General features: G+C 45.2%; 9 protein-coding genes and 3 pseudogenes. 2 read left to right on the top strand and 10 right to left on the bottom strand.

Annotated features, from left to right (window positions below; genetic code table 11):
• Positions 1–136: pseudogene (locus tag DW830_RS11740) on the bottom strand (IS1380 family transposase); the annotation flags it as partial.
• Positions 137–307: 171 nt separating this feature from the next.
• Here DW830_RS11740 and DW830_RS15885 point away from each other — a divergent pair.
• Complete coding sequence (locus tag DW830_RS15885) at positions 308–460, top strand: hypothetical protein (protein ID WP_158573495.1); 153 nt, start codon at positions 308–310, stop codon at positions 458–460.
• A 103-nt stretch (positions 461–563) separates the two neighbouring features.
• Here the strand turns inward: DW830_RS15885 and DW830_RS11735 are convergent, their stop codons facing one another.
• The 9 genes and pseudogenes from DW830_RS11735 to DW830_RS11695 all read right to left on the bottom strand — a co-directional run bounded on the left by DW830_RS11735 (position 564) and on the right by DW830_RS11695 (position 12,673).
• On the bottom strand, positions 564–1,517 hold the full coding sequence (locus DW830_RS11735) for a DNA/RNA non-specific endonuclease (protein ID WP_119250042.1): 954 nt from the start codon (positions 1,515–1,517) through the stop codon (positions 564–566).
• Between the two features lie 135 nt (positions 1,518–1,652).
• On the bottom strand, positions 1,653–3,185 hold the full coding sequence (locus DW830_RS11730; RefSeq protein ID WP_119250041.1) for a BACON domain-containing protein: 1,533 nt from the start codon (positions 3,183–3,185) through the stop codon (positions 1,653–1,655).
• Positions 3,186–3,204: 19 nt separating this feature from the next.
• Positions 3,205–6,515 (bottom strand): annotated as a pseudogene (locus tag DW830_RS11725) (TonB-dependent receptor domain-containing protein).
• 219 nt (positions 6,516–6,734) lie between these two features.
• Positions 6,735–7,934, bottom strand: a complete 1,200-nt coding sequence (locus DW830_RS11720; protein WP_119250040.1) for an ABC transporter permease — start codon at positions 7,932–7,934, stop codon at positions 6,735–6,737.
• Positions 7,931–8,575 carry an ATP-binding cassette domain-containing protein gene (locus DW830_RS11715; RefSeq protein ID WP_089545097.1) on the bottom strand — a complete coding sequence of 215 codons (645 nt, stop codon included), beginning with the start codon at positions 8,573–8,575 and terminating at the stop codon, positions 7,931–7,933. The genes DW830_RS11720 and DW830_RS11715 overlap by 4 nt, the downstream gene beginning before the upstream one ends.
• A 45-nt stretch (positions 8,576–8,620) precedes the next feature.
• Positions 8,621–9,979 (bottom strand): DUF4836 family protein, encoded by a 1,359-nt coding sequence (locus DW830_RS11710; protein WP_233544501.1) that lies wholly within the window; start codon positions 9,977–9,979, stop codon positions 8,621–8,623.
• A 58-nt stretch (positions 9,980–10,037) separates the two neighbouring features.
• Positions 10,038–10,778: a 16S rRNA (uracil(1498)-N(3))-methyltransferase gene (locus tag DW830_RS11705; protein WP_119250038.1), complete on the bottom strand. Its 741-nt coding sequence runs from the start codon at positions 10,776–10,778 to the stop codon at positions 10,038–10,040.
• Between the two features lie 27 nt (positions 10,779–10,805).
• Entirely contained in the window at positions 10,806–11,375 is a 570-nt protein-coding gene (locus tag DW830_RS11700; RefSeq protein ID WP_158573494.1) for a UvrB/UvrC motif-containing protein, read from the bottom strand.
• A 5-nt stretch (positions 11,376–11,380) separates the two neighbouring features.
• Positions 11,381–12,673, bottom strand: coding sequence for an MFS transporter (locus DW830_RS11695; protein WP_119250036.1), 1,293 nt, complete (start codon positions 12,671–12,673; stop codon positions 11,381–11,383).
• 221 nt (positions 12,674–12,894) lie between these two features.
• Between DW830_RS11695 and DW830_RS11690 the strand changes: the two are divergent.
• A pseudogene (locus DW830_RS11690) lies at positions 12,895–13,420 on the top strand (chromate transporter).
• Position 13,421 lies beyond the last annotated feature (1 nt).

Below are 13,421 nucleotides of genomic sequence, written 5' to 3'. Positions count from 1 at the left end.
ATCCGATGATACTGCTGCATCTCTGACCCAGTGTTGAGTCGATAACGGGTGAAAGCATGGAGTCAAATTTCTCCATGATTGAAAAAATTCCTCCAAAAGGTGTGAGTTTCTCAGATTTTATTTGTACCTTTGCCATGTCTTGTTACGATTTTCGCTTGTTTTCTAATTGCAACACTAAGATAAGTGAAAAATCTGACACGGCAAAATCCTGGGCAACTTTTTGTTGCTCAGGAACTTATAAATAAAGTTAAATTATAGTGTTGCGGAATTAAGGTCTATCAAGAAGTTTCCGGTATCAGCCATCAGTATGGGTAATATGAAGCTGCAGGCATGCCTCTCTGACGACCATCAGTTTGTAGCCACCCAGCTCCTTGCCTTCAAGGATTTCGGCTACCAGCCAGTTACTGAGATGGTAACCTATACTGGCAAGATAGCCGAGGCATTCGCCCAGCTGTTCTAATATCCAACTGGTATCATATAAATTAAAAGGGTGCGTCACAGATTGATGACGCACCCTTTTTCATATATGTTTTCATTCTTATTCCATACAACAATAGAAGTGGTTAGAATCCCCACTTTTCCTTGACCGTATTCGGATCACAAGAAGCATTTTCTACACTTCTCTCAATATCATCCGGAAGATTGCAGAAGAAATCAAGTCCTGTCAGTTCTTCCAGCTTCTTGATATTGACCACATGACCCTTTACCTTTTCAGATGTACCATAAGCGCTGTGGCGGAACCAGAAACCGATAGCCTGATAACCTTTGGCATTCTTCAGAAGAACCGCACAGAAGAAATACTTCGGAACGATATAACCATTCTTCGTATAATTCAGAATCTGGTCAGAAGAGTCGATGGTACCACCTTTGCACACATAAAGCGTATCTTTGGCATGAGATGCCTGGGTACTCATATCGTAGGTAAGGAAATGACGGACCAGCTGCTCCATATCTGCCCAGATACCGGCATTGAAACTATGTATCTGCGGATACATATTGGTCATATAGAATGTCTGTCCATTGGCATCCTGACTGTAAACTCTATCCTCAGAAGCCACGATGTGACCACGATCATATCCACTTTTGCTAAACTCATTGCTAACCGGTGGCTGGCAATCGGCATCTACATCCGGGTCTTTCTGGAACGGGTCCCCACTCCATTTTTTGCCCATCCAAGTAGCACCTTCCCACTGCTTTCTAGTCCAGTTTTTCATATTGTTAGACTGGCAGATCTGATAGCAGCACCATCTTGGCGACTTCTTATCCAAATCGTAGTAAGTGGAATAGGTTACGCCATAGTCAGCCGTTCTGCGAACGAGCACCTTATTTCTAGTAGTACCATTCGCCACAATCTTAGGGAATTCCAACCCTGTTGCTTCAGTTGGAACAGAAGCAGAAACCACATTCTTATTCGCATTCGAATCTTTCAAAGAGCCCTGGTCATCACCATCGCTACTGCACGCAGAGAAAGCCAGCAGGAAGCTCAAGGAAAGAAGATAAAACCATTTTGTCTTCATAAAACTACACTTGTTTATAAATGAATAATCTATTGTAGAATATCAATATTCTTTTGGAAAAGAAAAGCGAGAACATCACCTATGCAGCAACATTCTCGCTTAACCTTTATCTATTTATTAAACTTACTTATCAGTTTATTCATCCTTAGAAAAGAGGAATGCACCACCTACCTGAGGAGCGTCCTTGTAAGATGTATGATAACCGATGATGGTAATCTTATCGCCAAAGTTCAAGCCAAGCTCACCAGCCTTCTTGCCTTCACCACCCCAGCCTGCAGTCAAGCCATAGACGTAAGCAGAACCAGTTGCATCTGTCAAACCGAAGTTACCGTATGTCTTCAAATCATTTCTCTGACCGGCAAACTCTGTGATGGTACCTTCTATCATATAATATACGTTTTTGTCATCTTTCTTAGTCAGGAAGTCAGCTACTGAAATCTTGGTTACTACCTTCACAGCCTCCAAAGTAGCATTCTTCATCTGACCTGTACCATTATAGATGTCCTTCACACCAGTAAGAGTAACAACGTCACCTACCTTCAAGCCCTTCTTCTCGAAGTCGCCCTTGGCACCGATACCGTAAACGTATGTTTCGCCAGTAGCATCCTTGATGTAGCAATTACCGTATGTTGGATTAGCAACCTTGGTAATGACACCAGTCAGACGATAAACGGTAGAACCCTTCTCAGCCTTGTTGAACTCAGCGATAGGGCACTCGATGATAGAACCCAACTGATAAGCTACAGCAGTAACAGTAGAGCTCTGCTTGCCCTTGGTAGAAGTGAAACCGATGCTGGAAGAACGAGCACCACCTGCATTGGCATTGGCATGGAATGTAATCTCAGCCTTTGTACCACTGGTAACAATACCCTTAACAGACAACCAGCTCTGATCAGCCTCAGGGATATCAACAGTTACGCCTTCACCCTTTACGGTCAAAGTAACCTTGAAGTCCTCACCAGCCTTATCCAAGGTATCCTTATCGAGTTCTTCAACCTTGATCAAAGACTTGGTATAGCTCAAAACGGTAACGTTCTTCAACTGAGGAGTACCCTTGTAAGTCTCTCTTGGACCCTGGATAGTAACCTCATCACCCTCCTCCAGCTTCAAGCTAGCGAAGTTTTTCTCACTACCATTGGCATCCAGTGTACCATAAACATATACCTCACCAGTACCATCATTGATATACCAGTTACCATACGTAGTATTAGAGAGCTTGGTGAGCGTACCCTTCACCTTATAAGTCTCACCATCATTACCTGCCAGAATGTCAGCACAGGTAGAGAATGGAGGATTCAATACACCCTGAATAACAGTGATATACTGAGTAAATGCATCACTTACCAACTTGAAGGTACTGTTGTAAGCACCCTTTGTTGCAGCAGCATTGAAGACAACATGAGTTGTACCTGCACTACCGCCCTTGCAAGAAGAAGAAATCCAGGCAGGAATAGAATCCACAGGATTGCCCTTCTTATCGTTGGTAACAAACTTCCAGTCAGCAGCAGAAGTAACATCAAATTCAACCTTTCCACCCTCTTGAGGAATAGAGAGAGATGACTGAGAAACCTGAATGCCATCAAGCTGACCTAAGTCCTTATCATCGCTACAACTTGCAAAGAAGCCTGCTACGGCAATCAATGCGATGAATAAATATTTAAATTTCATAATTTCGATACTTTATTAATTAGAAGATGTAACGGAGACCCACTGATGCATACCAACACTGACCGATAGCGTGATTTGGTACGAAAGTCTTGGTGTTACCATTGATTGACTTTGGAGTTGAGAAGGTTGCATAACCCTCTGCATCCTGACCCTCGTAACGCAAGATACGTGGATCTGAACCAATCTCAGGGTTCAAATACTTCATGACACCCCAGCTAGAGTTGAAGAAGTTGAGCACGTTCTTCATATCGAAGCTCAACTGGATAGTGTTGGTGTGACCAGCCACATCAAACTTGAAGTCGTGCTTATAGCTGAAGTCGATACGATGTACCCAAGGGTTGTAAAGGCTGTAAGCCTCTGCATACTCACCCTGATGGTTCTTCAGATAGCTGTTGGCATGTACATAATCCATGAAGCGGGTCTTATCATCCTCTGACTTGAAGCGGAACTCATTATCAGCTACCTGCTTGTCTGTTGGGATGTAGAGAGCATCATAGTTGTAACCATCATTATTGATATCGTTTACAGTCATGTAAGAGTAGTTGTAACCACCACGCCATGCCTCATAGATGAAGCTATAGTGGTTGTTGCTCTTGTCGTGGATCGTTGCAGAAGCAATGATACGATCAGGAGTTACATTCTGTCCGTTGTGCAACTTGATGTTGTTAGGACCATATACTGTAGAGATATAGTTCAATACAGAAGATGCGTTAGATCCAGGAAGTGATGTAACCTCCTTAGATACAGTATGAGTATAGGCAGCCATCAAGTTCAACCACTCCCATGGCTGAGCATTTACCTGTGCAGAGAATGACCAACCGTAACCACGGCTTGTGTTCTCAAGTACATAAGCATGAGTACCTACTGAAGAACCCTTAGGATATACAGGGCGGTTGTCTGCACCATTGAAACGTGGGAAGCCCTTGGCATCCTGTACGCTCCAGTCGGTCAATGTAGCAGCATTCAATGTCTTGTTGAAGATACCCTCAACAGAAACAGACATTGGGAATGACACAGGAACCTGATAATCGATAGCGAAAGATGTCTTCCATACCTGTGGCAACTTGAAGTTGGTATCTACAGCAGAGATAGCAGAAGGAACAGTACCCTCATCTGGAGTGATGTCCTTTGGATAACCCATAGAAATCAACTTATCACGGAGAGCTGCAGCGGTTGGCTTACCATCCTTATCAACAACCAGACCACCAGCAAACTGGTTCATATCTGTCTTCTTCTCACCTGTAAGAGGATTGGTTGATGAAGCATTGATATTTGCCTGATACTGTACCATACCAGAGTTGGTTGGCAAGTTGGTAAAGAATACCAATGGCAAACGGCCCTGGAAGAAACCTGTACCACCACGGAACTTCAATGTCTTGTCACCAAATACATCATATACGAAACCGATACGAGGAGATACAGTCAAAGAGCTGTTTGGCCACTTACCAGAGTCGATGTGACGACCATTATAGTCGAGATTGAGGATGGCATTGTTAGTCATCAAATCAGAATTATTGAAGAACAGACCATCCAGACGAAGACCATAGGTCAGCTTGAACTGAGGAGTCATCTGCCACTCATCCTGAGCATAGATACCAGCCTTGTTATACTGTACGCGGGCAGCAGGATTGTTGTTGCCACCATAACCATAGGTCAAACATACAATCTGAGGAGCAGCACCATTCAGGAAGTCGTCGAGGCTATTGTAACGATAATAACCAGAACCATTACGCTGATAAGCATTGTCTGCCATCTGGTGCTCATAGTTGAGACCAGCGATGATCTTGTGCTTACCGAGATAGTAAGTTACATCGTCTTTGATATTCCATACAGTATTGTGTACGGCATTGTTCCAGGTAAACAACTCATAACCCAAAGCCATGTAGTTGTTGGTACCATCAGCATCAGCAGTTCCATCTACACTCTTCTGTCCGCCATCGAGGATATCGATGAATGGGAACTCTGAAGAATTAGTGTAACGGCTATCATCCAACTTAGAGTATGTGAACAGGAACTGGTTAGACAGATTATCTGTGAAACGGCTGTTCAAGTCAACTGTCCAAGAGTTGACGAGGTTGTCATTGGCATACATACTGTTGGCAAATGACATAGAGTATTGAGACATACGGCTACCAGATGCACGTGTACCACCATCCATAGATGATGCGTTAGGAGCCTGCCAAGAACGGTTCTTGGTATAGTTGTAGCGTACAGCCAAGTGATGCTTGTCTGTGATGTTCCAGTCAACACGGAAGAGGAGCTTGTAGTTGCTCTCGTCTGCAGGGAAGTTGGTCCATGAACCTGTATCGTAACCATACTTTTCCTTTACGAAATTAGAAACTCTCTCCAAATCAGCAAGCTTGGTACGAGAGATATAGTTCTCAGGATCACCGATACCATTCTCAGAACCTCTCCAGCGGTTTACCACTGTAGGAGTCTTGACCATTTCACCGTTAGCGAAGAAGAACAACTTGTTCTTGATGATAGGACCACCGAGAGAGAAACCCCAAGTAGTCTGCTGATCCTTCTCACGTGCACCAGAAATCTGCTCACGCTCAATAGCATCACCACGCATGTTCTCATTCTTGTGATATACGTAAGCGCTACCCTTGAAGTTGTTGGTACCAGACTTGGTAATAGCATTGACACCACCACCAACAAAGTTGGTCTGACGAACATCATAAGGAGAGATAACAACCTGCATTTCCTCGATAGCATCCAGGGAGATAGGAGCACCACCACCAGGAAGCTTTGAGCTCAAACCGAAGTTGTTGTTGAAGTTTGCACCATCACTGTGAAGTTGGCTGTACGTCCATCAGCACCAGCGAATGACATTCCGTTTCCACCATAAGGAGAAAGACGGGTGATATCTGTAATGCTACGGCTAACAGTTGGCATGTTAGCAATCTGTGCATTAGAGATGTTGGTAGAAGCACCAGTCTTCTCTACACTGAACTTGGAACCCTTTGCTACTACTACAACTTCGCCAAGCTGCTTAGCATCTTCATCAAGAGTTTCTTTCAAGTTGTAAGTTTCACCAAGCTGAAGTGTGACGTTCTTTACGACCTTAGTCTTGTAGCCGATGTAGCTGATCTTGACTTCGTAAGGACCGCCGACACGCATACCATTGATAGTGAACATACCATCAATGTTGGTTACAGCTTTGTAACGAGTTCCTGAAGGAACGTGAACGGCCTCAATCGTTGCGCCAATCACGTCTTCACCACTAGCAGTCACAGAACCACTTAAACCAGAAGTAGTAATCTGTGCCATGGCTGTAGTAACCATAAAGGCCAGCAAAGCCATTAATAAATGCAATCTTTTCTGCATACCTTTTTTATAAAAATTAATTAATAATACGGGGAAAGGATCCCCAAAGATCGTTTTCGAGTGCAAATATAAACAAAAAAATCGATATAAATGTTACATCTGCATTAAAAATGATGTTTTATAACACAAAAAAAATCTGCGTTAAGCAAATAACGCAGATTTTCTTTAAATTGTTATTAATAACGGGGGTTTGCTTATAGTTTTTTTGAGGAGTAGCGACTACTCCTTTCGCTGCCAGATGCTCATTACCTTGCGACGGATGGCTACTATATTCAAAACCGAAACTACCAGGAAGAGAGCAAAGCCTAAGGCTATGGCAGGAAGCATCGTTCCCTCTTCGATGTCTGGGAAGAGTGCCTCGATGAAATCCATATAGTATCCTCTCAGGAAGAAGAGGATGATCCAGGCGATGACCAGAACCACGATGTTCAGAGAGATGGTGAGCACCTGGTATGGCTTCGCTACATTGCCCGGACTGTAACCTATCAAGAGCAGATTCTCCAACCTGGTAGAGTTCTTCTGTACCAGGAGATAGATGCTGAGCATCAAGATATAGAAACTCAGAACGGAAATCACAAGGCCGATAATCATCACCATCGATACCATCATACGGAGGAAATAGGTGGTCTTCTCGGCATCAAGCTTATCAGTCTCTACCTCATAACCGTTATCATCTAGATATTTGGTGATATTCTCGTCGCCCGGATTGCCTACCTCTACGATCAGACGGGTAGGTTCGCTCTTCTGGTTAGGCGCAAACTCCTGGTTGCTCCAATCCATGAACGCCTGTGGCACGAGAATAGTGTTGAGACGGGATGAGAATCCAATGACCTTTCCCTTGAACAGTTCTTTCTTGCCACCAGCCTGAATGCAGATATTGAAATCGATCATTCCCATCAGACCATCGCTGATCTTAGGGAGCGAATGGCTCTGGGCGAATCCGAAGTTATACATATTAATATAGGTACGCGGGAGGATGATTGGCACCACCTTCTCGCCAGGTGTGTATTTCCAATCCTTGAGCGGAACATCCACGAAACCATCAGGAACACTCTCGAAGAAAAGTTCACTGTTCAATACATTCACACCATTTACGCCCATCTGCGCATCTACCTTGTACTCGGTAGAGGTAAACTTGCCTATCTTCTTCACGAACTTCTGGTCGCTGACATCATCCATCTCAGCTCCTGAAAAGGTATTGGAGCGACCGCTGATGGTATTGCCCATACCTATTTTCTTGCTCATGATGAGATAGTCGGCTTTCATAAAACTGTCTTGCTGGGTGAAGACAGGCAGCACATCCTGATAAAACTGAAAACCGAAAAGTACGATGAGCATACCGAAGAGATTAGCAAAGGCGAAGCCTGCAAACTGAGGTATGCTGATATGCTGACGAAGTAACTTCCAAACGAGATTCATAATCTAAATATATGTTCATAGTTTAAGTCCATGTGCTTACCGATACTGGTCACGATGACGCCAGCCCCCTGCTCCTTCGCCTCCTTCATCATGATTTCACCCATGATGCGGGAATTATTGTCGTCGAGGTGACTGATCGGTTCATCTGCAAGAATGAAATCGAAAGGCTGGCAGAGGGCACGCATCATCGCAACACGCTGCTGCTGACCGAACGACATCTTCCCTACCTTGGCATCCACCTTATCAGCAATACCAAGCATATCAAACCACTGCAGAATCTGCTCGCGGCTCTTGAAACCGGTAATCTTGTTCTTGATCTCTACATTCTCCATCGCCGTAAGCTCAGGAAAGAGACGGAGTTCCTGAAAGAGATGACTGATATGACGCTTTCGCATCTCTACCCAATCGGAAACCTTATAATTGGCGGTAACATCATTATCAAACATCACACTTCCGCTGTAGTCGTGACGATAGCCGAGCACGTAGCTGCAGAAAGTACTCTTTCCGCTTCCACTCTCAGCCTCTACCAGATAGAGATGACCTTTCTCGAAGGTAACATCCTGCTTCCATATCTCCGAATGCAGGTCTTCACGCTGGGCGAAAACCTGAGGAAGAACGGAATGAAGCTGAATCTTTTCCACTTTATTTTTTTTATTTAATGTTTAATCTTTTGACCTTTTTACCTGTTACTTCAAGGTATAAACCACAGAAGTAAGATTTCCGAAGATCGGAGCAAGCAGACCAGTTACAGTTGAGATGGCATCATCCTTGCCTGTACCGCTGCCATCAGAACTCTTGGCGAGATTGATGACCATCGCCAGCTTCTGTCCCACGATAAGCTTCTGAATCTTGGAATCTACTGGATGATTGCTTGACTTCACGGCATACTGAGCTGTCAGCTCATCGCTGCCGCTGAAGAACTGCTTATCATCGGTTACGCCGAAATAGAAGGAAGTCTTGCCATCGGTATAGAAATAGGAATTCTTACCCCAGTTGGCAATCTTGGCACCAGCAGGACATGAAGTCTTCCAGTAATCTACATCACCCAACCACTTGCTATGCGCTAACTTAGCAGCCATCATCATCTTCAGGTCTGCATCGCCCAAGGTAGGCAAGACGATGGCCATATCGCCATCTACGCTTCGCATGATGTTATCCATATCCACCGCCTGGTTGATACCCATCAAGAGGGTCTGAAGACTGCGGTTGCTCTGCATCATCGGCAGGAACTGTTCACCATTTACATTCATGAAGATACCTGCCAGTGCATCATCGGGCATCGATTTCACATAACTGCCCTTGATAGGACGATAGTTTTGTATCGCCTTCTGCAGCGCCTTATCGATGCTTTCATTAAAGGAGAATGTCTCACCCTGAATCTGCAGGATGCCATCCTTTACCTCCATATCGGCAGCGATGACCACCTGCGAAGGATCGGTATCCTTAGGAGCACCCAGGGTAAATGGAGCTACAAACTTTTCAGGCAAAGCCTGTGCCTGAGCCACCATAGCCATAGGAGAAGAGAGGGTCTGCAGACGCTCGTACATAGGAGAAACGGTGATGCCATCCTCCTCTTCTGCTTTCAGATACTTTACCATCTGCTGCTGGAGCTGAGCCTGGGCATCAGCCACCACAGGACCCATCACGAGGAGTGCCTGACCGGAGAAGCCCACAAGCCACGAATCCTTCAATACTGAGAAATGAAAGCCTTTGCGCTCCTTCACTTCCGAAGCAATGCGCTTCTTGGCAAGCGAGGCAAGCCAGTCTTCCACATCCCCCTCATCGCTCACCTTGGCACAGAGACCGAGGTTGCCATCGGCACTCTCGAAGAGATAAAGTTTTTCAGAGATATCGATGCCACACTTATCTACATCATCCACGTGGAGCAGAGACTTGAGCATACCCGCCTTGTCTTCCGCATTCTTATCGGAAGCCATCTGCTGCAAATCCACCGAGATAAGAGCTGTACTTTTCTTAGGAATGGCATTGAGATAATCGCTGCCAGAGCATGAGCTTAACACTACAACGAGAAGTGCTAAGCTCATCAAAACCAAATTCTTATACAATCTTTTCATCACAAAAACTAACACTTATATAATCTTCTTATATTCTTCTTGCAATATGCGCCATGTGAACAGCTACAAGTCCCGCCGTTTCCGTGCGAAGTCGGCTGGTACCCAGCGATACGCTCTCGTAACCATTCTCCAAGGCAAGACGAACTTCATCAATAGAGAAATCGCCTTCTGGACCTACCAAAACCGTGATATCAGCTGCATCCTTGCCATCAGTATCAGCTGATAATGACGAGATTTCCTGGAAGAAATCCTTCTTCTCTACTTCTTCGTAGCAATGACAGATAAACTTGCGTCCCGAACGAGGAGTCTGGATAAACTCCTTGAAGCTCTCCAGCTCATTCACAACCGGTTTCCACGCCTTGTGACTCTGTTTCACGGCAGAGATGACAATCTTATCTATTCTAGGAGTCTTCACTACCTTTCGTTCAGAAAATTGACAATTGAGGAAAGAGAGTTCATCGAACCCGATTTCCGTAGCTTTCTCAGCCATCCACTCTATACGCTCCATCATCTTGGTAGGTGCAATGGCAAGATGGATATGCCCCTTCCATGCACGTTTCTGAGGCATATTCTCCTTGATTTCATAAAGACAGCGCTTGCTGGAGGCTGCTGTCACCTCTGCACGATAGAAAGACCCTTCCCCATCCATGAGGAAAATCTCATCACCACCCTTCAGTCGCAACACTCTCAGCGCATGGGTAGCCTCCTCTGCGGGCAATTCCACCTGGTTTGCCGCATCCGGCACATAGAAATATCTAACCTCTTTCATTCGTTATCAATTATCTATCATCAATGATCAATCAGTCAAGTTCTTTTCATCCTTTTCTTCCTGGCGGCGCTTCATCTCATCACGGATAAAGGAAGCTCCCTCGTAGTTTTCTTCTTCTACCGCTTTCTCCAGTGCTTTCTTGAGAAGTGAATCCGGTAATCCCACGATAGGAAGTGCCACACTCATCACATCCTTGCGGAAAGGTGTAGTGAATTTCTGAAGCACCTCCATATTGGTAAAGATCTCCAGACCGGCGGCCAACGCCAGCAGGACAGCCTCATCCTGAGGAAGAGAATACGCTGATCCAGAAGTAGCATTCACCAATTTTGCCTTAGGCCCTATGTTTCCATTGGCCTCGAAAACAACGTGATAGGCTTGAGGACCCTGTTCACAAATCATTCTAGCCAACACATCTACCAGATGCGGATGTTTTACATCCTTATCAAGCTGATGAAACTTGATTTCATTGGCCATCGGCTTATCTGTTACGATGGAGAGTGCACGTACCTCCTGGGTATCAGTAAGAGTGACAACACAAGCCTCCTCAGCATCAGGAATTGCGAAAGCTCCCTGATAAACTAATTTTATTTTTTCCATTTTCATTATCCTTTCTTTGGTCTAAACAATACGGCGAAGGCTACTCCGACCACGAGTGCATAACCTGCGAAGATAAACCAGCAAGTCTGCCAATCGCCCATCAAATATCCATTCTCCCAATGACAATAATGGTTGATCACCTGTCCTGCAAGAATTGTGCCAACAGAGGCTCCCAAACCATTGGTCATCAGCATGAAAAGTCCCTGGGCAGAAGCACGCACCTTAGGCTCGCACTTCTGATCAACGAACAGTCCACCCGACACATTGAAGAAATCGAATGCCACACCATAGACGATGCATGAGAGTATGAAGAGGGTTACGCCTGGGAAAGCAGGGTTACCCAATCCGAAGAATCCGAAGCGGAATACCCATGCAAACATGGCGATGAGCATCACCACCTTGATGCCATAACGCTTGAGAAAGTATGGAATCAGGAGGATGCAGAGTGCCTCTGCCACCTGGGAGATAGAAACTAGAAGAGTGGCATTATTGGCTGCAAATGTATCGAGCATGGAAGGATCGCCCTTGAAACTGGTGATGAACGGAGTAGCATAACCATTGGTTACCTGCAGACTCATACCCAGCAAGCCTGAGAAGATGAAGAACATCGCCATCTCGCGGCTCTTGAAGAGCTTGAAGGAATCGAAGCCCCAGGTCTCCACCCAGCTGCGTGCCTCTTTCTTCACCAGCGGGCACTGTGGCAGGCTGAAGCAGTAGAGGAAGAGAACGATGCCCAATACTCCAGATACCAGGAACTGGAAGTGGGTATATTGGAACTTATGTGCATTCTCGGTAAAGAGGAACATAAACGAACCGTTATCCCAGGTAGCACAGTTGACTATCCACATGGTAAGGATGAATCCTACGGTACCGAAGACGCGGATTGGCGGGAAATCCTTCACGGTATCAAGTCCATGATTCTTCAGAATGGTGAACGCCGAAGTATTCGACAGCGCCAGCGTAGGCATATAGAAAGCTACGCTGAAGGTATAGATCGCCATGAAGACAGCCTCGTTAGGAGTAGCACTCGCCTCTCCCATCAGGAAAAGAGCTATCATCGACAAGCCAGCCAGAAGATGGCAATAGCCCAAGAGGCGTTGCGGCTGTACATATTTGTCAGCTACAATACCCATCAATGTAGGCATAAAGATAGATACGATACCCTGGATGGTATAGAACCAGGAGATTTCAGCACCCATTCCGGCCTTGCCGAGATAGTTGCCCATAGATGTAAGATAGGCTCCCCAAACTGCGAACTCCAGAAAGTTCATCAGCGCCAAGCGAACTTTTAGATTCATATTCTTATTTTTATATTTCCTTATGGTTTTATTTTTCTTTTTCTATCTGCTACGTCCTCCTTCTCAAGGGATGCGCCATTGCAGACAACACCTTATTATATCTTGCAAAGGTACACAAAATCTCTTAAAGAACGCAGATTTTTTAAGAATATCCGCCAAAAAGCTAGTTTATTTAACAAATTATGTGTAAATTTGCAGTCGAAATCAAAATAAAAGATAAAATGTTATTAAAGTTTTTCCTAACGTGTAACAAGATTGGTGCCTTTACGCTAGGTGGAGGCTACGCATGATACCGATCATGGAGAGAGAATTCGTGGATGAGAACAGATGGATGGATAAACAGGAATTTATGGACATCATGGTGGTGGCTCAAACTACCCCGGGCATCTTCGCCATTGATATGGCGAGCCATATCGGCTACAAGACGAAGGGCGTATGGGGAGGCATCGTGGGTGCATTGGCATCGCCCTGCCTTCTATCATCGCCATCCTCATCATCGCCATGTTCTTCCAGCAGTTTAAGGATAATTACTGGGTGGGCAAGTTCTTTGCCGGTGTTCGCCCTGCCGTGGTGGCGCTGATTGCGGCTCCTTGCTTCAAGATGGCAAAGACGGCGAACATCAACCGCTACAATATCTGGATTCCGTTTGTATGCTGTGCGCTGATTGCTGCATTCGGCATCTCACCTATCTATATTATCATAGCCGCCGGCGTGCTCGGCTGGCTTTATGGAAAGGTAAAAAAGTAAA

This window comes from Prevotella sp. AM34-19LB, assembly GCF_003468525.1.
Classification (GTDB): domain Bacteria; phylum Bacteroidota; class Bacteroidia; order Bacteroidales; family Bacteroidaceae; genus Prevotella.
This window is presented reverse-complemented; position numbering and strand designations above follow the sequence as displayed.

Bases quoted from the DNA above. Each gene is read 5' to 3' on its own strand.
- DW830_RS15885 (WP_158573495.1), top strand. From the start codon at position 308: ATGGGTAATATGAAGCTGCAGGCATGCCTCTCTGACGACCATCAGTTT.
- DW830_RS11735 (WP_119250042.1), bottom strand. From the start codon at position 1,517: ATGAAGACAAAATGGTTTTATCTTCTTTCCTTGAGCTTCCTGCTGGCT.
- DW830_RS11730 (WP_119250041.1), bottom strand. From the start codon at position 3,185: ATGAAATTTAAATATTTATTCATCGCATTGATTGCCGTAGCAGGCTTC.
- DW830_RS11720 (WP_119250040.1), bottom strand. From the start codon at position 7,934: ATGAATCTCGTTTGGAAGTTACTTCGTCAGCATATCAGCATACCTCAG.
- DW830_RS11710 (WP_233544501.1), bottom strand. From the start codon at position 9,979: ATGAGCTTAGCACTTCTCGTTGTAGTGTTAAGCTCATGCTCTGGCAGC.
- DW830_RS11705 (WP_119250038.1), bottom strand. From the start codon at position 10,778: ATGAAAGAGGTTAGATATTTCTATGTGCCGGATGCGGCAAACCAGGTG.
- DW830_RS11700 (WP_158573494.1), bottom strand. From the start codon at position 11,375: ATGGAAAAAATAAAATTAGTTTATCAGGGAGCTTTCGCAATTCCTGAT.
- DW830_RS11695 (WP_119250036.1), bottom strand. From the start codon at position 12,673: ATGAATCTAAAAGTTCGCTTGGCGCTGATGAACTTTCTGGAGTTCGCA.